This window comes from Rubinisphaera margarita, assembly GCF_022267515.1.
GTDB classification, from domain to species: Bacteria; Planctomycetota; Planctomycetia; order Planctomycetales; family Planctomycetaceae; genus Rubinisphaera; species Rubinisphaera margarita.
In genome coordinates, this window is record NZ_JAKFGB010000017.1 from 1 (window position 1) to 20492 (window position 20492).

29 protein-coding genes are annotated in these 20492 nt (G+C 56.8%); 11 read left to right on the forward strand and 18 right to left on the reverse strand.

Features of this window, described 5'->3' with window-relative positions:
• A partial coding sequence (locus L1A08_RS17575; protein WP_238757831.1) for a hypothetical protein occupies positions 1-190 on the forward strand: 190 nt, incomplete at its 5' end.
• On the opposite strand, the gene L1A08_RS17580 is transcribed toward L1A08_RS17575, so the two are convergent.
• The 9 genes from L1A08_RS17580 to L1A08_RS17615 form a co-directional block, all read right to left on the reverse strand.
• Entirely contained in the window at positions 178-1104 is a 927-nt protein-coding gene (locus L1A08_RS17580; RefSeq protein ID WP_238757832.1) for a hypothetical protein, read from the reverse strand. The genes L1A08_RS17575 and L1A08_RS17580 overlap by 13 nt on opposite strands.
• A gap of 262 nt (positions 1105-1366) precedes the next feature.
• A complete protein-coding gene (locus tag L1A08_RS23030) occupies positions 1367-1567 on the reverse strand; it encodes a helix-turn-helix domain-containing protein (RefSeq protein WP_390896913.1) in 201 nt (66 codons plus the stop codon).
• A 12-nt stretch (positions 1568-1579) separates the two neighbouring features.
• Entirely contained in the window at positions 1580-2299 is a 720-nt protein-coding gene (locus L1A08_RS17585; RefSeq protein ID WP_238757833.1) for a hypothetical protein, read from the reverse strand.
• Between the two features lie 16 nt (positions 2300-2315).
• Positions 2316-3878 carry a type IV secretory system conjugative DNA transfer family protein gene (locus L1A08_RS17590; RefSeq protein WP_238757834.1) on the reverse strand — a complete coding sequence of 521 codons (1563 nt, stop codon included), beginning with the start codon at positions 3876-3878 and terminating at the stop codon, positions 2316-2318.
• 19 nt (positions 3879-3897) lie between these two features.
• A complete protein-coding gene (locus tag L1A08_RS17595) occupies positions 3898-4602 on the reverse strand; it encodes a hypothetical protein (RefSeq protein ID WP_238757835.1) in 705 nt (234 codons plus the stop codon).
• An 11-nt stretch (positions 4603-4613) separates the two neighbouring features.
• Positions 4614-5207 (reverse strand): hypothetical protein, encoded by a 594-nt coding sequence (locus L1A08_RS17600; protein WP_238757836.1) that lies wholly within the window; start codon positions 5205-5207, stop codon positions 4614-4616.
• 21 nt (positions 5208-5228) lie between these two features.
• A complete protein-coding gene (locus tag L1A08_RS17605; protein ID WP_238757837.1) occupies positions 5229-5936 on the reverse strand; it encodes a hypothetical protein in 708 nt (235 codons plus the stop codon).
• Between the two features lie 58 nt (positions 5937-5994).
• Entirely contained in the window at positions 5995-6192 is a 198-nt protein-coding gene (locus L1A08_RS17610; protein WP_238757838.1) for a hypothetical protein, read from the reverse strand.
• Between the two features lie 59 nt (positions 6193-6251).
• Entirely contained in the window at positions 6252-6422 is a 171-nt protein-coding gene (locus L1A08_RS17615; protein WP_238757839.1) for a hypothetical protein, read from the reverse strand.
• A 169-nt stretch (positions 6423-6591) separates the two neighbouring features.
• On the opposite strand from L1A08_RS17615, the gene L1A08_RS17620 reads away from it, so the two are divergent.
• Positions 6592-8571, forward strand: coding sequence for an NACHT domain-containing protein (locus L1A08_RS17620; protein ID WP_238757840.1), 1980 nt, complete (start codon positions 6592-6594; stop codon positions 8569-8571).
• A gap of 35 nt (positions 8572-8606) precedes the next feature.
• Here the strand turns inward: L1A08_RS17620 and L1A08_RS17625 are convergent, their stop codons facing one another.
• Positions 8607-9269 (reverse strand): hypothetical protein, encoded by a 663-nt coding sequence (locus tag L1A08_RS17625; protein ID WP_238757841.1) that lies wholly within the window; start codon positions 9267-9269, stop codon positions 8607-8609.
• Here L1A08_RS17625 and L1A08_RS17630 point away from each other — a divergent pair.
• Both L1A08_RS17630 and L1A08_RS17635 read left to right on the forward strand, forming a co-directional pair.
• Positions 9262-9564 carry a hypothetical protein gene (locus L1A08_RS17630; protein WP_238757842.1) on the forward strand — a complete coding sequence of 101 codons (303 nt, stop codon included), beginning with the start codon at positions 9262-9264 and terminating at the stop codon, positions 9562-9564. The two genes, L1A08_RS17625 and L1A08_RS17630, sit on opposite strands and share 8 nt — an antisense overlap.
• Positions 9542-9940, forward strand: a complete 399-nt coding sequence (locus tag L1A08_RS17635; protein WP_238757843.1) for a DUF6876 family protein — start codon at positions 9542-9544, stop codon at positions 9938-9940. The genes L1A08_RS17630 and L1A08_RS17635 overlap by 23 nt, the downstream gene beginning before the upstream one ends.
• Before the next feature lie 507 nt (positions 9941-10447).
• On the opposite strand, the gene L1A08_RS17640 is transcribed toward L1A08_RS17635, so the two are convergent.
• Positions 10448-11023 (reverse strand): hypothetical protein, encoded by a 576-nt coding sequence (locus tag L1A08_RS17640; RefSeq protein WP_238757844.1) that lies wholly within the window; start codon positions 11021-11023, stop codon positions 10448-10450.
• A gap of 676 nt (positions 11024-11699) precedes the next feature.
• On the opposite strand from L1A08_RS17640, the gene repC reads away from it, so the two are divergent.
• Entirely contained in the window at positions 11700-12980 is a 1281-nt protein-coding gene (gene repC, locus L1A08_RS17645; RefSeq protein WP_238757845.1) for a plasmid replication protein RepC, read from the forward strand.
• 36 nt (positions 12981-13016) lie between these two features.
• Here the strand turns inward: repC and L1A08_RS17650 are convergent, their stop codons facing one another.
• Together L1A08_RS17650 and L1A08_RS17655 are read right to left on the reverse strand one after the other, a co-directional pair.
• Positions 13017-13265 (reverse strand): helix-turn-helix domain-containing protein, encoded by a 249-nt coding sequence (locus tag L1A08_RS17650; protein WP_238757846.1) that lies wholly within the window; start codon positions 13263-13265, stop codon positions 13017-13019.
• A 244-nt stretch (positions 13266-13509) separates the two neighbouring features.
• Positions 13510-14025 (reverse strand): hypothetical protein, encoded by a 516-nt coding sequence (locus tag L1A08_RS17655; protein WP_238757847.1) that lies wholly within the window; start codon positions 14023-14025, stop codon positions 13510-13512.
• A gap of 260 nt (positions 14026-14285) precedes the next feature.
• On the opposite strand from L1A08_RS17655, the gene L1A08_RS17660 reads away from it, so the two are divergent.
• Positions 14286-15254: a DUF3991 and TOPRIM domain-containing protein gene (locus L1A08_RS17660; protein ID WP_238757848.1), complete on the forward strand. Its 969-nt coding sequence runs from the start codon at positions 14286-14288 to the stop codon at positions 15252-15254.
• On the opposite strand, the gene L1A08_RS23035 is transcribed toward L1A08_RS17660, so the two are convergent.
• Positions 15246-15587 (reverse strand): type II toxin-antitoxin system RelE/ParE family toxin, encoded by a 342-nt coding sequence (locus tag L1A08_RS23035; protein WP_390896915.1) that lies wholly within the window; start codon positions 15585-15587, stop codon positions 15246-15248. The two genes, L1A08_RS17660 and L1A08_RS23035, sit on opposite strands and share 9 nt — an antisense overlap.
• Positions 15584-15760 carry a hypothetical protein gene (locus L1A08_RS17665; protein WP_238757849.1) on the reverse strand — a complete coding sequence of 59 codons (177 nt, stop codon included), beginning with the start codon at positions 15758-15760 and terminating at the stop codon, positions 15584-15586. The genes L1A08_RS23035 and L1A08_RS17665 overlap by 4 nt, the downstream gene beginning before the upstream one ends.
• 406 nt (positions 15761-16166) lie before the next feature.
• On the opposite strand from L1A08_RS17665, the gene L1A08_RS17670 reads away from it, so the two are divergent.
• The 4 genes from L1A08_RS17670 to L1A08_RS17685 all read left to right on the forward strand — a co-directional run bounded on the left by L1A08_RS17670 (position 16167) and on the right by L1A08_RS17685 (position 18637).
• The gene (locus L1A08_RS17670; RefSeq protein WP_238757850.1) at positions 16167-16862 is read left to right on the forward strand and encodes a hypothetical protein; all 696 of its coding nucleotides are present in this window, start codon (positions 16167-16169) and stop codon (positions 16860-16862) included.
• Entirely contained in the window at positions 16859-17143 is a 285-nt protein-coding gene (locus L1A08_RS17675; protein ID WP_238757851.1) for a hypothetical protein, read from the forward strand. Before L1A08_RS17670 ends, L1A08_RS17675 begins: the two co-directional genes overlap by 4 nt.
• A gap of 90 nt (positions 17144-17233) precedes the next feature.
• Entirely contained in the window at positions 17234-18166 is a 933-nt protein-coding gene (locus tag L1A08_RS17680; RefSeq protein WP_238757852.1) for an ArdC family protein, read from the forward strand.
• Between the two features lie 147 nt (positions 18167-18313).
• The gene (locus L1A08_RS17685) at positions 18314-18637 is read left to right on the forward strand and encodes a hypothetical protein (RefSeq protein WP_238757853.1); all 324 of its coding nucleotides are present in this window, start codon (positions 18314-18316) and stop codon (positions 18635-18637) included.
• Here L1A08_RS17685 and L1A08_RS17690 read toward each other — a convergent pair.
• Positions 18609-19034, reverse strand: a complete 426-nt coding sequence (locus L1A08_RS17690) for a type II toxin-antitoxin system VapC family toxin (RefSeq protein WP_238757854.1) — start codon at positions 19032-19034, stop codon at positions 18609-18611. The two genes, L1A08_RS17685 and L1A08_RS17690, sit on opposite strands and share 29 nt — an antisense overlap.
• Positions 19031-19279 (reverse strand): FitA-like ribbon-helix-helix domain-containing protein, encoded by a 249-nt coding sequence (locus L1A08_RS17695; RefSeq protein WP_238757855.1) that lies wholly within the window; start codon positions 19277-19279, stop codon positions 19031-19033. The genes L1A08_RS17690 and L1A08_RS17695 overlap by 4 nt, the downstream gene beginning before the upstream one ends.
• A gap of 408 nt (positions 19280-19687) precedes the next feature.
• On the opposite strand from L1A08_RS17695, the gene L1A08_RS17700 reads away from it, so the two are divergent.
• Complete coding sequence (locus L1A08_RS17700; RefSeq protein ID WP_238757856.1) at positions 19688-19954, forward strand: hypothetical protein; 267 nt, start codon at positions 19688-19690, stop codon at positions 19952-19954.
• Positions 19955-20075: 121 nt separating this feature from the next.
• Here L1A08_RS17700 and L1A08_RS17705 read toward each other — a convergent pair whose 3' ends face one another.
• Entirely contained in the window at positions 20076-20492 is a 417-nt protein-coding gene (locus L1A08_RS17705) for a hypothetical protein (RefSeq protein ID WP_238757857.1), read from the reverse strand.

The window sequence follows — 20492 nt, forward strand, 5'->3', positions numbered from 1 at the left end:
GCAAGGAAAACGCGGACAGAACGCCCGTAAACTCGACTCAATCCGAAAATCGCTGATGCCTATACAACCCTCGCTGCCATCATGCCAGCAAATCACCCGCATCAGCGCAAAATTCCACGAGTCGATTTTCGCCAAGGCCAATGTGAGGGCGTCGAATTTCTTCCCCCACGTTACCGCTTACGACGGATAGCTATAATACGGCATCCACTTGATCGCTCCGCCGATCTGGACACGGACAAATCCATCAAGCGTAAATCCACTCGTGTTCGTCGTTATTGGTTTACTCGCATCTGCAGCGGACGACGCACTGAAGTGGCAGAATGCTCGAGAATTATTCACTTGGATCAATTGCAAAACGTTCTGATCCTTGGCCGTATGCACTTCCAAACCGGCGCCAGGTGTCTCATCATCACTGTTGAGAATAATCCCATTCCCATAACTGATGTACATTGTTTGTGAATTCGTACTCAGCGTACCGAAGACTCTGAAAATCGATGACCACATCGACAGATAGTCGGCCGCGTTGTTAACGAACCCAAAATATTTGTTAGCCCCGGCGTCCCCGCGGTAGAAGAAACGGCCCTTTGTGGTGCCATTCTCCACAAATTTCATATCGATATTCTGATCTGTGCCGCTGGACTCCAGCTGGAATACTGGTGAATTTCCTTTGACATGAAGCAACGCTACGGGATCCGAGATGCCGATACCCACCATCCCCGTGCCGTCGGGCAACAACGCAATATCCCCGTCGGTATCCAAGCTTGAAATACTGTTCGCCGTCAGTTCAAGGTTTCCGACGACTACAGATCCGTCATCATTCGGAACAAGTCTCAAAGCTGCAGCATCCCGTTTCGCCACAGACTTCCACACAGCGGCATCCTCAGTCGCATCAACACACTGATACAGAACTTGATCGATGCTGTTCATCCACGTCGAACCGACGAAATACCCCAAGCTCTCGTCATCCGTGGAGCCAGGAGCCACGTCGTCGATCGTGGGAGCTCGGTCCGCCAAAGTCTTGAAATCGGACGTCAGCATCTGACCGCCATCGCCTGTTGCGTCATCAACGACGCTGAGCCCTTTGTAATTTGCAATCGTAGCCACAGCATCCTCCGAGTCTAAATCGCTTCAAAAGAGGAAGGCCCAAACGGTCGTTCCGACTCCATTTGAACCTCGCGAACAGGATCAACGACACACTTAATCCGCACTGATCGTACACACTGAACATGTGATCGTCAACGAGTTAAAACAAAATCCGATTGGTAATGATCCTCTAGCGTTATTCAAGATGCATACTTGCTGAGTTCTTCTTCTCAACTCAAGTTGATTCAATTTCCTGTCAAGTCCCATGCCCGATGCACTTTCATCAAAAGTGCTTCTTAGTTCCTGAGGGAAGCCGATTCATTTCCTTCCGATGACGCTCTAAGAATTCTTCGAGATCCGAGTGTTTCACCCTCTTGCACGATCCAATTTCATAACAAGCTAGATCACCACGACCTACGAGAGCGTATGCCATACTTAGACTAATCTTCAGCTGACTAGCGACTTCACGGATGGTGTAAAACATGCTGTGCCTTTCTCACTGCGCGAACATGTCGATGTCGTGTCCAGAGATGCTCTGTGAAACCTGTGGGCTCTGCCCTGTCGTCAGTGCCATCGCTCCGGTTAAGACGGTGGCCACGGCGGAAACGTCCTTCCCGTCGATTTCCAACATGGGAAGCGATCGCATCTGCGAATTTTGAGCAGTCGCAGTCCACCGATGCGCATCCGCCGCCATGATCACCAGTCGCAGCAGTTGAGCCGACTGGTAATGACGACGGAGATGATTTGGCGTCTCATTCAACGTCAGCTTCGAGTGCGCGTCGGCGTCGATCGACATGTCAAACCGAAACAGGACCGGATGGTCCTTCCACTGGCGGTCCAGCTGGACACCGCCTTCATAAAGCGGGCTCTTAAACGCGATCACGTATGGCGTGAACCAGACGGTGCTCCGGAAGGCAAACAGCTGCCGCGCCAGAAAGGCTCCCAGCGCCGCCGGCACAAGCGGCTTCGTGACCGTGGCCACCACGCCCAAGGCCACGAACGTCACCATTCCCCGGCCGATGGGGTTCTCCACAAACGCCAAGTAGTTCCAGACGTAGGCGGTCGCCAGCAGATTGATTGTCCATGCGACCAGACCGGCGGTCAGATACGCCCACTCCCAGCTGCGCCAGGTCGTCAGTCGCAGCGGGACGACGGCCTGCCGGTTCTCCGGATGAAAATACAACCTTGGCCAGGATGGCAGTCCCGGCGCGGTCACTCTGATGAATCCTCGGTCAGCAGCCATTGCACCGCCCCCGAATCAGTTCGTGTTTGTCATAGAAGGCCCGCTGCAGGATGGCCGGACGATGGCCCGGCCGCAGGATCAACTGCCGCAGCTTGTGATCGTCGCGGGCAAAGTAGCGGCCGACTTCTTCCGCCGTCAGCAGACGGTGCGTTCCCAAGGACCAGGATTCGCCACTGAGTCCCTGCTGAGTCGCCTGATCAAAGCCAGGCAGCTGTGTGGAGCGAGAGAGTGTGGCTGTTTCTCCCAGGCGCTGGGAGACGTAGTCGAGTGTGGTCTGATCGGCCAGACCGAAGGTCTGCAGGCACCCGGCGTTGCCGATGAAGGTTTCCCAGCCCTGTGGGTAGCGGCTCTTGAGCTGGCCGAGGTCCTGGAGCACCGTGAAGATCTTGAGGCCCAGCCCCGCCATCTGGGCGGCGGCCGTCTCCAGGCAGGCGAGTTTGCCCAGGACGTGGAACTCATCGAGCAGCATCAGGGTCGAAGGGCCGAACTGCTGCGGCTCCTCTTCATGGGCGGCGATCGCCAGCTGGACCACCATTCTCAGCCAGCCGCTCAGTTCGCTCATCCGCATGGCGGGGAGTGTGACGTAGAGCGCCAGGGATTTGCGTTTGAGGTCCCGCAGATCGACCGAGGGACCGGTGAGGCACTCCCGCATGCATTCGATCCCCAGGAAGTCGAGATGTTTGCGGAGGTTGCTGAGCACGGAGGAGAATTCGCCGCCGGAGCGGTCGTAGAACTGACGGGCGGCGTTGCGGACCATGCCGCCGGCGGCGTCCCCGTTGGCCAGCATTTCCTGCTCCAGCCAGTAGCGGGAAGGATGGTCTGGATCGGGAGTGGCCAGCTCGGCGGCCAGGTGCCACACCGTGAGCAGATCCCGGACTTCGGCATACCGCTCGCAGGTGCGGACATGCAGGATGAGTCCGCCCAGGATCTGTTTGCTCGTCTCGTCCCAGTGACGGTCCTTAAAGTCTCCTGACACGATCAGAGAGTCGGCTTGAAGTTTGGCATTGGGAACAAAGGTGCGGGGGTTGTCGGGATCGAGTACTTCCAGAGGATTCAGCGCGATGCGATAGGGACGCGTGCCGGGGCCGGAGACGTCGAAGGGATCGAGGACGCCGACCGGCTGATGAAGTTTCCCGGCTCGCCACGGGACTGAGATTCGGGCTAAATCTCCCTTCGGATCGATACACAGGATCGAGGATGTCGCCGGCAATAGGAACAGGTTCGGCAACAGGACGGATCGCCCCTTCCCGGCCCGACTGCCAGCGATCAGAACGTGGTGCCGATCGTCCAGCAGACCAATGGGTATGCCGCCGGAGATATGGCGGGGAAGCCGCCCATCCGGCTGGCGTGGCTCCTCAACCACCTTGCCCTCCCCCACGCCCAGAAACAGTTTGGCGTGCGGGTTCTTGTCCGGCTCGAATCGCAGCGAGGCGGTCGCGGCCAGATTCGCCGGGGCTTCGAAGTACGCGTGCGGCGGCGTGCCGACGAGCTCTCGATTCTTGCCCCGGGGCAGATCATTGAGCAGATCTGGATTGAGAGATGACATCTGCATCGGAACGCTCCTGACACGATCAGTCAAAACGGGGCAGCTGGGGATTCGCGGCGAGACTGCTCTCGATCACGTAGTGGCCAGGCTGGAAACCGGTCTCCCTCAGGAGTTCGTTCCAGCGTTCCCGTTCCGACTCGGCCACGAAGTAGAGGGCGAGCCCTCCTCCCTTGGCCTGGTAGCGGCGGAGGGAGTCCGACAGCGGACTCGGCACCGTCGGATCCCAAATTTGGGACGCCGACTGGGTGTCGATCATGTCGCTGAGAATGACCGTCAGCAGCCGAGTGTCGGAGGTAACTCCAGTCACACTGCCGACATAGTCGAGTGTGCGGCGGGTCGCCTCGTAGACGTGGGACGCCCCCGGATCAGAACTGCCTTTCAGGAACTGGCTCAGCTCCTGCGGGCTGCGGAAACGTCGCCGCAAGTCAGTCGGCGTCCCCTCAAACAGCACCGCCTGCTCATTCCCGCTGAGCTGACTGATGATCAATCGGTTCTCGGTTCCCATCGAGTCGTTGAAGTAACGATCCGACAGATTGAGGAACAGGTCATAGGCCCGGTCCTCCCAGATCTCGCTGAAGGAGCCGGACATGTCGATCACGATCGAGAGGCAGGCATCGAGTTCCTGGGATTCAAAGGGTGCGGTTTCGCCGACGTCGGGACTCTTGACGCAGCCGCTGAGCAGCAAAAAGGCCAGCAACGTACCAACCGGCCAGTTGAACAGAGTCTTCATGGGACGGACTCCTAGACAAGATGAGAGGTCGAGTAATCGGAATGCCACCAGCCCAGCAGGGCCAGTCCACAGCAGTAGATCAACGTGGCCGCCGGGACCACGAATTCCGGCGCATCGGACCAGCCTTGAGAGGTCTGGCTGGCCAGGCCGAAGTAGAAGATGCCGGCGTCAACAATGATGATCACCCCGGCCGTGAAGGTCAGCAGATAGAACAGGATCGGCGAACGCTGCCGCTGCGACCAGATCGGTCCGTGGCCCTGCAGTTCCGTGAAGATCCGGCACCAGAGCCAGGTGATCACGAAGAACAGCAGCACAGAGACGATGATCGCCAGATCGGCGCGGTCCCAGCCATCGTAGTGACGCGCCAGTCCCGCTCCCGGAATCGGCAGCTGGTAGAGCCGCTTCTGGAAGATCGGCATCAGCACCCGAATGCCGTCAGCGATGATCGTGGCATACACCAGACAGATCACAGGGAGCACCAGCAGATTAGCCACGTAGAAGACGAAGCGTTGTTTGAGGGTTTTGCGTCGCCGCAGCGGCGGAGGCGGCTCATGCCGCCCCGTCGACGAGTAGACGGGATCGAACTGTCGAAAGGCGTCAAACATGGGACGGTCCTTCAAAGAAAATCAGGCGACACGGGCGTTCGGACCGCCGGCCTTGAGTTCGGCGATGGCGGCTTCCAGGTCAGCGATCATTTTGGAGACATCCGGGACACTGTTGGCTTTGGCCGGAATCAGCTGAATGCGGACGAAGGCACCGGCAAACGACCAGCGGCTCGAAGCGGCGCGGGGCGTGGATGCCCCCGCGGACGGTGAGACGTTGGCCACCGGTTGCAGACCATATTTCTTCTGCAGAGCTTTGGCCCGCTTGATGGTGATCCGTTCGTTGTTCTGAGCCAGCATAATCGCTTCCTCGCGTGCGTCATCCGGCGTGCGTTCTTCGGCGAGGATCTTGAGGCTCTCTGCGCAGAAATGTCGGTGCAGCGAGGTTTCCCGTGAGAACTTGAGTCCAAACCGCTCCCAGACAGCGCGGCAGCGGAAGGCCTGGGTCCGGGAGAGGTCGAGATCTTCCAGCAGGTTCTCGAACAGCTCCTGCCGATCGGCAGGCTGAACGACGGTGGCGAACAGATGCAGCATCCCGCCAAAGATCAGCGTTTTCTGCACGCCAACCAGCTGGCACGTGTCCACAATATAAGTGGCAATGTCGGGAATCTGTTCATCGCGAACCTCAGCCGCGGCCTGTTGCTGGTCGGCCGCTGACAACTCGGCCCAGCGGTCGAGGATTTCGCTATGACTTCCGCCGGAAAGAATCATGGCGTAAGGGTTGATGGCCATAGTTAAGTCTCCAATGATTGTTAACGGACAAGCAGATGAGATTTGCAGAAGACTGCGTTCAACCACGGTGGACGTGATGCAGCATCTGCCAGGTCAGATAGATTTCGACGGCCCGCCAGCAGAGCAGGACCATGATCAGCACCGCTGCGGACCAACCGAGGCTGAATGCGGCGGCGACGAACACCAGGACCCACCAGTACCAGTACTGCTGCAGAATCTGAAAACTTACGAAGGATGGTTCACGCAGGACGGACATCATTCACTCCTTAGAAAAGCGGGTGGCTACACCGTGCAGCCACCCGAGATCGTTTCCGGCTACCGCTGTTTAGCGTGACCGACCATGTGGATGTCGTAATCACGCTTCTTGTTGCCGGAGTTGAAGATCGCGATCAGAATGCAGATGATCACGAACAGCAGAAATGCACCGAACCCACTGTTCGGTTCGGTTTCGCTGGCCTGGGCCAGCAGTGTGACGACGCTGAGCATCACGGTCCCCTTTTCACAAAGAGATGTGGTTGTCGCCCTGCCCTGTTCACGGGCATCAGTTGCTCAGGAAGACGGTTCCCGGCGAGAGCGAAATCGAGGGGATTCTGGGGGCGGGAGCGTCGAGGGCAAATCCCTGTTTTATGGTCTCCGGATCTAAAAGGACCATATCGTGCATATCGATCGCGACTATGAGGAGATCCAGAAAGCGTTGGATGAGATCCTGCCGTCTGATCGCTATCGGCGACTGGCATGGAAGCCCGAGGCGCTGCGCGACCGGCGCGACAAGCAAGGCCTCACCCAGCTTCAACTGAGCGAGATGACGGGGATTCTGCAGCCCAAAATTTCAGAAGCCGAGCGGGGACTTGCCAGCTCGAAGGGCCGGAAACGTAAATCCGCCGATGAGATCGAGCGAACCCCGCGGATGGATGCTACGCTGCTCTACGCCTTGGCAACGGCACTGGGATGCAAGCTGCAGGACATCGCTGTCGTTCCCTTCCTGGAGAACGAAGTCGCCACCATCACTTCGGAAGTCATTCGCCAGTTGCAGCCGCAACTCCTTGTCGTCGATCAGATCCACACGCTCGTTCGTCCGAACGAAAAGACCTCCCTGCGTTCCATCTATTACCGCACGGCTCTGCAGGATCGTTCGGCGCAAGGAGCGAGCGGCTCCAAACGCACGGAGTCTTTCGTGGCGGATACGTTGCACGATCTCTCAGCGAAGGCATGCGTCATCCTAGGAACGGCCGGCCAGGGCAAGTCGGTTTTCCTGCGTTATCTGGCTATTCAGGAAGCAATCAAAGAGCAGTCACTGCCACTGTTTTTCGAGTTGCGACGTCTCCCCAAGCGTCCCTTGGTCGAGGTCATCCATTCCAGACTGCAGCACTGGGGCTTGTGCGAGAGTCGCCAACAGCTGAAGGAACTTCTGCGAGAGGGACATATCTCACTGCTGTTTGATGCGATTGACGAGTTGGCTGCCGCCCGACGCGGGGAATTTCTGACGGAACTGGCGGATCTTCGCGAAGCCAATCCAACCATGAGAATTGTCGTGACCTCTCGACCGGACTCGGGGATTCTTGCCTGCGACTGGTTGCACCCCTATTCCATCGCGCCTCTGAACCTCAACGACGTGCGGGCCCTGGTCCGTATCTATGCTTCTCCCGAGGAGGCCGAGCAAATCACGGCTCAGCTTGATACGGCCAATCGAATGTTGGTGAACCTGTTGACCGCTCCGATCTTCGCGGCTCTCCTTGTCATCAAGTACCAGTATTCGCACACCATCCCGCATGATCTGACCGCCTATTATCGAGACCTCTTTGACGCCCTGGTTCGTCGGCATAACACGGCGGAAGCCGGACCTCGGCGGGAAATCAGATCCGAACTTCTTCCCTTTGATCTGGAATCTGCGTTCCAGGCCATCTGCTTCGCGGTGCACGCACAGTTTGGAGATCGTCCCCCACATATCCGGCAAGTCCAGGAACTCTCGGTGAAGATCTCTGAAGCGCTGCAGTTGAAGCCGCGCTCTCCGTCGCTCATCGTTCACGATGTCATCGATATCACAAGTCTGATCGTTGAGGAAGCCGGCTATTGCTTTTTCATTCACAAGTCGGTTCGTGAGTATTACGCCGCCGCTCATATCGCTCGACTGCCTGACCCTGTCGCCCAGGCGTTCTATCAGAGAATGGCCGGCGGATGGCGGAGTTGGGAATATGTCTTACAGTTTCTGGAGCAACTGGACCCGGTCCGTATGGCGGTCTGTTTTGAGCTGACCGAACTGGAGACGATCCTGAAAACAGGAGCCCTCTCCTTCCTGATGCAGTTCCAGTCGATCTCAATCTTGAAGGTCGATCAGATCCAGGAGCAGCTTTACATCGGGACCGGCTCATTCTATTCGACTCGCCACCTCAAGATCGTGGTCGGTGGGTTGCGGCCCGACTTCGTCCAACAAGGATTCACTCACTGGTGCCCCGGACAACCTTATCCTCAGCTCCAACCGGGAGAACGTGTCCGGATCGATCGGACAAAGATTGATTATGCAAAGCTGTTGGAGTGGCTGGGAGACAATGTCGCCACCAGGTACGCGACATGCCAAAAGCGTCTTAATCAGTGTCGCCGTCTCGCCACGTCGAAAGCGGTCATTCAGAATCAGTGAGCCAAACGAGCGCACTTCCTCATTCGCCGATCGGCCTACGGCGAGGGAGAGGACCACCCGTCCGATCGAGCGTCTGAACGGAGCCGATCGACCAAGAGATCTGGAGAGATTCGCCATTGTTGAAGTCGGTGTGCGAGCAGCGAGACTCGGACAAGAAGATCTTCTCCCGACATAGTGAGCCTCTGACCGTCCACGAGTGCTTGACGGGTTGCCTTCAGCAAACGGATCGCATTCCCATGACGATCGGCTTCAAACTCGCACTGTTCACGCAATTCTTCAGGCAGCGCGGACCAGTCGTACTCATCATCGTCGCTCGCCATCTCGGCGATGATGACGTTGAAGGCAAGCACCTCATCGCAATGCTGCAAAAAGGAGTGATCCTCCAGAACTCCGCTGACCCAGTCTCGACTGATTCGAACTACTCGATCGGTCAGCTGGCGGAACTCCGCGAGGGGAAGTCGCTGTGATTGGAGATTGTGATGGGCGTCGTCTTCTCGCAAGTCAGGCCATGATGCTGTTTTCGATCTCCCCAGAATGCCACACATCACCGATCGGCGCAAGTTCTCACGCCAAAAGCCCTTCAATTGTTGGGCGACGATCACACCGGCGCAACTGCCGATTGAAATACGACTTGACTCATCGATTGAGTTGATGGCAGTGTCGATGCTGTCACCAACAAGGAGGTTCAAGATGGCCAAAGCAAAATCAAAATCCGAGTCCACATCACCCCAGAAGCCGGCAGCGACGATCCGCCAGGGCAATCTCAAGTGCGTCATTTGGCGGAACGAAGGAGAAAACGGACCGTGGTACGTCGCCGATCTGGTGCGGACGTTCAAGACTGAGAGCGGGTTTCAGGATACGACGAAAGTCCCCGCCGACGATCTCCTGCGGGTCGCCTTCCTGGCACAGCAGGCTTTCGGGCAACTCCAGTTGCTCAAGGCTCAGGATCGACAGTCTGATTCCGAGGACCATGATGTGTCCCCGCAACCTTGACGATCTGGGACAATTCACCGGCTCAACGCGATTCTTCCGTCATGCGTTCAATCGCGCCGTGATTTACACGGAGGGCGTCCAGTACGTGGCAGAAAACGGCGGGGCCTACTGGCTGATCGATGCCATCGCCAGCCATATCGGCAGTCCTGTCTTTCAGCGGGCTGCGGACCAGGATCAACGGATCCCCCTCCTCCACTTCTGGAAGCTGGCCGTGTCACCAGACCGGTCCGCCGAACTGACCGCAATCGCGGACAGCGGCGAACCGGCTTTCATCCAGCAGACGATTCCCTATACCGACTTTCCTTTGGCAAGCATCGAGATCTGGGCCGGTCACAACGGCGAAGGTTTTACTCTCATGCTGCCGAGCGAGTATTAGAAATACCGCACTCGGGTCGGCTTGCGGGTGATCTCGTAGAAGCGACGACCGTTCCCTCTTGCCGGATAGACCAACACTCAAATTCGAAACGCAACGTTTCAGATCGTGGCTGCCCCCTCTTCTCCTCAGGAGTTGAGTTCTCGCCGTCACTTCATGTTTTGGTTGAACTTGGGGCCGCATCCTGCAGACCGCAGCACCGGCGAAGCGTTTCCGGAGCTCATCTCAAACATGAGATTTGTCCCTTAAGCTGTTGAATCTGCTGGTCAATCACTGTTTGCTTTCGCCTCTATCGCGGCTGCAGACATTCGTCCGCCCCTTACTTCTGGCCGCTGCTAGTCAGATGTGGTTCCCAGTGGGCCAGGCGATGCGAGTGGTTTGATGAAGTATCTTAAAGTGATCTGCAGGATGATCGCCCGTCACGGAAACAAAGAGACTCGCCTGTTCCAGCACCCGGTTTTTGACGCCGGTCGTAAAGAGCATCCGGCCCCCCTCCTCCCGTTTTGATTGTCAGGACCAGAGTCGCTGCCAGAACGATTTGTTGCGTTCTTTCTCCAGGGCATCTCGGTATCGCATCAGCTTTTTATTGGCAGCTGCCTTAAGCGATTCCAGTTCGGCTTTTGTCGCCTGCTCCTGATTGGCGAGACGCTTTTCAATCGTCTTGATCGCCTCTTCCCAGTCCCCTCGCCCCTGCTTCTGATTTTCCAGAAGACGGGTCACGGAGTTCTGTCCCTCCTGAGCACGCTTGAGCGTTTCCTGGAGATGCTCGATCTGTTCTCGATATTGCTGCCGCTCCCGTTCCCGTTCAGTCGTTTCCCGAGCGAGTTGGTCTTTCAGCTGCTGAACCTCGAGAGAGCTGTTACCGGTGGAGTGACCTGCACTCGTTTGATCTGTCGACTTCTCTTCCCGATCAAAGTTGCAGTCGTCACCGTACACCCGAATCAATTCCGCTGCGTCGATCAGTTTATTTCCCTGGTCATCCTGGGTGACCGAAAGACGGCCGGCACGGATGTGCTTGGTGATCGTCGTCCGGCTCTTGCCGGTAATGCGATTGGCGGCTGAGATGGTGTACTTGGTGTTGGTCACGATTGAACAGCGATGGTTAGAAGTTGAACATTCTCTGACCATAGCACGCCTGCGGACTGGAGCGCAATTGCTTCTTGTCCATCCCCTTTGGTGCCAGCCCTGTTCAAGCAGTGTGCAGCCTGTTCGACACCTGTTGAACACCGTGCGATCAGTCGTGCACAGCGGCATTCAAGGCGCTGGACAATGCGTTGGTCAACAGCAGGTGACCACTGGTCAGCACTCCCCTGCCCTCCCTGTTCAGCCCAAGTACTTGATATCGCTCGGCAGATCTGATTCTGGACAGCCAGTCGCGTTCAACCTGGCGAACATCCTGCTCAGCCCTGTGCGACACTGGACAGGACAAATCTTGTCGCCAACTGGTCAGAAATCATGTATGGTCGTTTACAAGGGACGCCGAATCGTGGCTTCCTGAGCTCACCGGGCTGACTGTTCTGGTCAGTCCAACCATCCAACCCCACTCAAGGAGGACGTCCACTCGATACAGCCATGATCCCAAAGAAAAACCGCCGTTTTCCGGCGGCGGTTTTCAGAATTTGAAGTGTGACTTCGTGTGATGTAGCAATCTCAACCTAGCGCACTTCAGCAGGCGATGCAAATCAAAAACTGATTCTGCAAACACTTTTTTGCACCCAATTCGCCCCTGGAGGAGTGAGCTGTCATGAACGTAAACTGATCAATGATTTCCACAACTATCTCACCCTCTCATCCCTCGGCCGGCTGCCGTGTCAGCTCGCCAGAGTACCGCCACTCGACCGAGCTGTGCCAGCATATCGCCGGGCTGGAAGAGGGGATCAATCGCTACGATCTGCTGCTCCTGATTAAGAGGGTCGGCTCGTACGCCGGCTTCACGCCCCGGCAGATTCAACTGCTCGACTATTACCTAGCGTTCACGCGCGACTGCGACTGGGAGGAGGGGGCTCGTCCGATCGTCTACCAGTCGATCTCTCGCACGGCTCTGGACCTTGGCGTTTCGGAACGGCAGGTTCAGAAACTGGAGCAGGGATTATTTCAGCTGGGGGCCATTACCTGGAATGACAGCGGGAACTACAAGCGATACGGCCAGCGGGATGCTGTGACCGGCCGCATCAAGTACGCCTACGGTGTGGAGCTGACACCTCTGGCCGCTCTTAAGCAAGAACTGGAGAAGAAGCTTGCCGAAAAACAGCGTTACGATCAGTCCTGGATGGAAACCAAACGCCAGATCTCGTGGTATCGCAGTCAGATCCGGGCAACCTTGCAGGAATTGCGAGAGGAGGGGGCTCAGCCTGCTCTCTTGATCTTTGAGCAGCGTTATGACCAAATCGCCGTGCAGCTAAGAACCAGTCTCGACCTCGACAAGCTCACCATGCTGTTGCAGCGCCATCGAGACCTGCTGAGCGACCTGACGGCTGCTCTGGAGGGAGGCAGCGGGAAGCGGGAGGAGGGGGCTCAGCGTGCGTCCTCAGCGGAAAAAACCGCGAATTGTTCCGCCAGCAACGAAACCAAGTTCGTGCACAAAGAGTCTACCACTCAGGAATCATTTAATGAATTAAATACAGAAGCCCCGACAGGGCCAGGCTTGCAGGAAAGGCTGGACGAACCGCTGGAGACCAAACCACCGACCGCTGACTTGGGGCTCCAACACGTGACGATCGGAATGGCGGTCCATGCCGCCAGCGAACGATTTCGAGACCTGCTGCCACTTCATCCGGGTTGGCCCGATCTCGTCGAAGCCGCCTATGTCATTCGCCGTGAGCTGAAGATCTCACAATCCAGTTGGGCGGAAGCGTGCCAGGCACTGGGACGGACCGGAGCCACGCTGTGCGTGCTGGTCACAGATCAGGCTTGTCTACGAACCGAGGATCCAGTCCGTCAGCCGGCGGGTTACTTTCGAGCGATGATCGACCGCGCGAGATGCGGCGAATTGCAGCTTCACCGCTCCATCTTCGGACTTTTGAAGCGTGCGGACTGCCGTTGAAGCTGATTCTCCAGCAGTCTGATCACGACTTCTTGGCTACGGAGCGGCTCCCTTCGCATCGACAAGCTCCTTCTCGACCTCACGAAAGACCTTGCTTAAGGGTACGTCGAGAGCCACGGCCAAGTCCTGCGCGATCCGGATGCTGACCTGGACCTTCCCGCGTTCAATCGAGCTCATATACGTGCGATGAACGCCCGCCAGCGAGGCGAAACCCTCTTGGGAATGCCCTTGCCGTTCGCGGTGGCGGCGAATCACTTTTCCGAAAATCTGTTCGAAATTCTCCATACGGCGATAGCATCGCCACATTCAGACGATTACACTACAGATGATCGAATGACACTCGATCGTCTACATTCAGTCTCTCAGCAGCTTTCTCATTTTTCGAAAGGACGGCACGATGACCAACGGCGGAGACAAGGCCCACGGAGCTCAATCGACCACCACCAAAGGCACGCAGGGCAAGGATCAGCCCAAATCGAAGTGACTGTCGCACGAGTCGATGGTTCAGCACCGCCCTGGCGTTCATACGTCAGGGTTTTTGTTTTTCCAGCATGACCTCCACGCGGCTGTAGTACTTCGAAAGCGTATCTCGGGAGGCAACGAAGAAGAGGGGGATCAGTGATGCCGCGACGCAGATCTCCTGAATCGCGATCCCGTCCATGATCCAGTGTGCCAGCATTGCAAAGCATCCCGCGATCAGGCAATTCGCATAAAACTGGTAGTATCGATAGTGAATTTCAACCAGGATCTCGAAGGCGGTTGTCCGCTCGTAGAGTACGCTCAGATTCCATTTCGGTTTGCTCACGCCGGTCCAATGATGGATCGGATCGATCAGGAGCCAGCGGACCGTGCTTGCAACCAGTCCACAGGCGATTGAAGCCACAGTGCCATACAGAAAACCGCCAATGCTCTGTTGTTCGTCATGGACGGTTCCCAGCCAGGAGAGGACCTCAGGATGCCACTGACCGATTCCCCACAGCATGATGGATCCGGGAATCAGATAGGCGATCAGTAGTCCAAAGCTCTCTGACGTGTAGTTCCGCAATCGCTCCTCGTTCAAATGGGTGGACTCGCTCCGCGAGCGTCTTCCCGAACGTATCACGTCTGGTGGGACCGGGAGGAGGGGGCTCGGACCACCGCCCCGCTCTTTTCCACAGGAGAACTGACCTTGATTTCCAGAATCTCGGTCGTCGTTTGGGCGATGGGACAGAAGCTTTTCCGCGTCTCGCAAATCATGCACAACTTCTTTTCCCATTGCCCCGGCGTGGATTTGCCCATCTCACCGAAGGTGCGCTATGGTGAAGGATGACGTCGCGTAGCACCGAGCTGGAAGACATGAAGCGGATCGACCTTTGCCAGTACGTGGCCTCGCGAGGCTTCGTGCTGGATCGTCGGCAGAGCAGTCGGTCGAGTGTCGTCATGCGTCATGCCAACGGCGATAAGCTGATCATCGCCAAATCTCCGAATGGGCAGTACGTCTATTTCAATGCCAAGGGCAGCGACAACGGCACCATCATTGACTTTATCCAGTCACGCGATCGAGTCTCCCTGGGGGAGGTTCGCAAGCTGTTGCGTCCTTGGCTCACCTCCGGCGGGAGTTTCCCGACAGATCTGCCGACGTTACCGATCACGCTCCAACCATCCCAGCACGATGCCGCCCAGGTATTGGCGAACTGGCTGAAAGCCCGACCTCTGGGCAGATCGAATCATTATCTGGAGCAAGAGCGGGAAATTCCCGCAGCGGTGCTCCATCATGCGGTGTTTCGGGATCGGATTCGTATCGATGACCGAAGCAATATTCTGTTCCCCCACTTCAATGCGGCCGGACTATGTGGATTTGAGATCAAGAACCTCGGCTGGACCGGCTTTTCACCAGGAGGGATTAAAGGGCTGGCTTGCTCACGTCCCCGACCGGACGACCACACCATGGTGATCTGCGAAACGGCCATCGATCTGTTGAGCTATGCGGCTATCAAAGGAATTGAAGGCCACCGCTTCTTCAGCACCGCCGGCCAGATCAGTCCCCTGCAGGGGGAATGCCTGAGATCAGCCGCTCGGAAAATGCCGGAAAAGTCAGTCATAGTCCTGGCCTTCGATAACGACGCCGGAGGCCATCGACTGGCCGAGCAGGTTCAGGAAGCCCTGGGATCGGCCGAGCGAATGTTGATCACGGATTTTCCGGGGCCAGTGGGAGCCGACTGGAATGATGTCCTAAGAGGTCAGGCATTTCCTCGACATAAACTTCCAGAGCCACGGACAAGTCCATCATTTTGAATCCAGAGGGGGATCGACGTCATGGGGCTCAACCGGAGCCTGACCAGAACCGCGGACACGCAACACCCTTACTTCGTGACCTACGACGGTGTAAATCAGTCGATAAACCAACCCTCGTCGGGTCTTGAAAAGCTGCTGCCTGATTTCGATTTCAAACTGGTCATTCTCCATGGCTTCGCTAGACGCCAGTGGATCCTGTTTCAGCCGAGCGAGTGCCTTTTCCAAAGCCACAAGCCATGCTTCCGCCCCTCGGGGAGACCGATCGTGAATGTAGCGGGCAATGCGAAGGATATCTGCGTCGGCCCTGGGCAGCGTCTTGACGCGAAACTTCATGACTGAGAAGGAAGATTCAATTCGGTCCTGACCTCATGAATGACTTGAGCGGCATCACGTCCGGTTTCTCCGGCCAGCATGTCGTTGATTGAAGCCCGAATCGCCGCCACATTTTCGTCATACTCCTCGGGTGTCAGATTCTGCGTCTCCCAAAGATCGAAGAGTTCACTCATCGAAAGCGCATGAGATCCTTTTCGCAATTGCTCGGTAGCAAACCGGTGAAAGGATTCAATCTGTTCCTGCGTGGCCATCGTGAAGTTGCTCCTGGATGAATTTCTTCCAGTCTATCACACCTCTCAATGCAGCGTCAAAACGTATCTGTCTCCCAGCGGCTGCGATCGTACTCAAGCCCTGGTTTGGCAGTTCGGCTGTTGGCCTTCGTGATCGCGAAAATGCTACCGCATTGGTTCAGGCCGTTCCCTTCGTGAGATGGCAGCGTTTCCCAGTCTGGCCGGGTCATTCGTCCCTTCAAGAGGCCGAGTTGCCACGAACGTGGCGGCCCGCACCCACTCCTCTTGAGAAGCCGAATTGTTCCCCGGCCCTGCTTTGGTCAACGCAACTCACAGAAGGAGAACAGCCATGACTCAATTTGTTCCACTCCCAGCCGCACCGGTGAATGCCAGTCCGGTCCCGCATCTAACCAGCATCCACTCCCGACGGGGACGAGGTCCTTACGGAAACTCTCGATATCGAGGCAATTGCGGCGGCTATTTGATTCGAGACCTGATCCGCTACTTCAACGCCCGCAGTGTCCTCGACCTGATGAGCGGCAGCGGCACCTGCGAAGATGTCTGTCGCGAACTGCAGATTCCCTGTCAGACGATGGATCTCAAGAACGGCCAGGATGCGGCCGACCCGCGAAGTTATCAGGGTATACAACCTGTCGACTTCATATGGGCCCATCCTCCGTACTGGCGCATGATCCGCTACAACAATCACGAGAACTGTCTTTCCAGCCTGCCGACGCTGGATGCCTTTCTGGATCGGATGCAGACGATCCTCCGATTGTCCAAAACCGTCCTCAATCCACACGGAAAGATCGCCGTCTTGCTCGGCGGCTTCAGCGACAGGGGGCGATACCAACCTCTGCCCCAGCTGCTCGTCGAACGGGCCATTCGCGAAGGACTCTGGCCGGCCACGACCGAGATCGTCCGCTTTCAGCACGGGAATACCTCGTCCCGACGACACTACGAAAGTTCGTTCATCCCCGGACTGCACGACACCTGCATGATCTATCAAATTCACAAAACCCATCACATTGAGGGACAATCATGACGACACTCTTTCAACATCTGCTGACATCCGAGCAACTACAAACACTGTTGGATGAACTTTACGCCCTGGTTTGCGAACTGAACGAGTTCAAGGTTCAACAGATCGAACAGTTGGACCGCGTCAACCAATCCGCTCTCTTTGAAACCGAAAGTCGTCTGCTGGCTTTTGAAAACTTGCTCTCAGAGACCGAACCAGTCGACATGCTTCGCGAAGAGATAGATGCTGCGACACGCTATTTGAACGAACTCAAGCGACACATCACGAAGGAGGGTGCGTTGTGATCAACAATCATAACGAGCAATCGAATCGAATTGACAACCCGCAAGTTGTGTGCATTGATGAACTGCACGGCAACAACTCGGGTGGACCGGATGAAGAAGCAGCCTTCCAGTGATCTTTATCAGGACGTGACTGATCGCGTCTTGAAACTGCTCGACCAGGGCACCGTTCCGTGGCGGAATCCGATTCGACGGGGAACGGGCGGAGGCTGGCCCCGGAACCTCGATTCCGGGAAAGAGTATCGTGGCATCAATGTATTCCTGCTCGCGATGAGGACTTGGGAGGAGGGCTTTCGGTCCGATTTCTGGCTGACCTTCAAGCAGGCTCAACAACAGGGAGGGCGGGTTCGGAAGGGTGAAAAATCGACGCTGATCGTCTTCTGGAAACAGGTTAACCGTACTGATCCCCAGACTGACGAAGAAGTCAAGATTCCCGTGCTAAGGCACTACAACGTCTTCAATGCCGAGCAGTGTGACGGGTTCACACCACCGGATGCCGAGCAATCTGAAGTATCGGTGCCTCCAGTCGAACGCATTGCCGAAGCCGAGCGAATCGTCGCCGGCTACCGCTATGGACCTGAGATCATTCTCCGTGGCCGACAGGCCGTGTATCGCCCTGCTCTGGACCGAGTCGAGATTCCCGATCCCGAACAATTCGAATCGGGTGAATCGTACTATGCGACACTGTTTCATGAACTGTCTCACTCCACCGGTCACAGCACGCGGCTCAATCGAGGGCTCGATACAAAACTCGCTCCCTTCGGCTCCCCCGACTATGGCAAGGAGGAATTGGTGGCTGAAATGTCGGCCGCCTTTCTTTCTGCAGCATGCGGCATCAGCCCGCCGACGATTGAACAGTCCGCAGCCTACATCGATAGCTGGCGTGCTGTGCTCAAAGGCGATAAACGACTGGTGATCACCGCAGCGGGAGCCGCACAACGTTCCGCTGACTGGATTCTGGGACGCACTGTTCCGGAATCAGAGACACAGGCTGATTGGTTGGCGCAGCCGAAATCCACTCTTTGATTTGCTGACGAATCGCTACATCGCGTGTCGGCAAGTGGCCTTGAGACGAGCGAGAACTACTAGCTTCGGGAATTTCGTGACAGATTGAAGCGTTTCCATTAGTGATCCGAGATCAGACAATCTCCTGGAACTGCGAGGGGCAGATCCATGCCCCGACGTACGATCCAGATGTCAGAAAAGCCGGACTTGCGCTACGACCACTCTTTCGCGGGAGATGAATTCTACCTCCTCGAAGAGGCGATTCACTTCGCCCTTTACGCGATGGAGAAACTCAAGCAACGCAACGTCCCACTCAGAGCGGTCCAGTCACGGCGAGCGGTCCATCGAAGCCACGAAATGCCTGGCTTTGAAGTGCTGATCACGGCCGAGAATGAAACGTTCGGCTTCTTCATCTCCGACGCCAATCGGGATTTCATCGTCTGGAAGTCACCCGGATCGGGGGTCAATGAAGATCCAGTTCCCAAGGATTGACGAGCTTCACGCCCGTCTCAGCGAAATGCTTGAGATTTCGCGTCGCCAAAGTGGCATGGCGCGAGAGCACGATTCCAGCGATCATCGCGTCTCTCACATCGATGGGACGGCCAATGCTCCGGAGATGAGCAGAAATCGCAGCGGCATGCTGGGCGGCCGGACCATCAAAGTCGAGGATCCGCCCTTCCAAGTCCTCCTCCATCGCACGCTCGAAATCGCTCTGAAGCCCCTTGCGACGCTTTCCTTTGGGGAGTGACTGCAGTCCGAATTCGATTTCATAGACACAAATGCTGGTCGTCCAGAGAGACTCCGGTGGTTGAGCATTCAGCCACTCAATCAACGCCTGCTCGGGCTGACGCATCAGTGCGGAAATTACGTTCGAATCGAGGACGATCATCGCTCAAAGCTCTGTGGTTCCACGTTCTGACGCGGAAGTTCCGGCAGCTCCTTGTCGAGCTTATGCTTGGCAAACCGCTCCGCCAATCGTGTTCCGAGACCTTTTCTCGGCTCCGGTTGACGCAGGATCGCATTCCGCAGAATGTCCCGCACCATGTCTTCAAAGCTACGCCCCTGGCGGCGGGCCAATTCCTTGAGCCGCTCGTGCACATCGTCTTCGAGATTTCGAACCATAAACTGGGCCATCTTCAAACCACCTCCTGATATCATGATATCTCATTTCAAATGATGAGTCGAGAATTATCTGAAGCGCGTCGCTTGCCGTATCTCCCCGCGTTCTGAATTGCCATAACCGATGTTCAAGGGTCCGATAGATGACAACCCGGCATCGTGGCTGGAAGAGGGGGCTCGCGGTGATGCTTCTGGAAAAATCTCCATGGCATGGAAGTTGTCCGTCAGGCGTTCACCTCACTGCTGAACTGGACTGGCCTCTCGTGATTCAGCCTGTCCCGCTTGTGCCACGCTCGTGACCTCGGAACGTCAATGGTCGGCCCGCATAAACGTGTGGACCATGACGTCGGTCACTCGGCGTGGCTACTGGTCGCTCAAGGCTGATCACAGTGAGCCAGCCACAACTCAACCAAGGAGAACACCATGTCACACGACAACACACCCATCCACCGTATCCGACTCAGCACGCTCAGCGTGGCGATCTTTGAGAACCGCACTGATGAGGGTCAGGTCTTCTACAACACCCAGTTCAACCGAAGTTACCGCTCTGGCGACGAATGGAAACAGACCCGCAGCTTCGGCAAAGATGATCTCTTGAATCTTGCCAAACTCTGTGATCTGGCCCATAGCTGGATACACGAGCAACAGGTCCTCCGCTCAGAAGCCGCGAAGACTGGCGAAGCCGCCTGACGAACCAGGCCTGCCGGCTTCCAACCCGGCAGGCCCTTCGCTTCGAAAGAACACGCGAACTCTTTTCCTATTGCCCCGGCGACTCGCGGCCAGTCCCAAACTTGGGACGGCTCCTCGATGGCTACGAGGATCGCAATTCCTCAATGCGGATTTCGTCGATCCAGGGACTCGCTTCGGGAACATCGAGCGTGCGGGGATCGCTCTCTTCAATCCAGTAGACCAGACCACTGCCGAGGTATTCCGCAAGTTCCCGGAGATTGCGTCCCGCCAGCGTGATAATGCGTGGCACCATCCCGAAGACTCCCAGTTCCACGTGGCCGGCGTCCCGGAAATAGATCTCTCGAAGGTCACTGTACGCGAAGCTCCGAAAGGAACCGACCCGAAATCGCAGCTGCAGCATGATCGGCGGCTGCTCGCCATGGCGGACCGCCAGCCACGGGAGGAGGGGGCTCGACGGATTCGGCAGCACCGATTGCGGCCGCGGCCGGATGATCTGCTCGCGGCGGTGTTCGGCGAAGGCTTTGGCAACAGATGACAT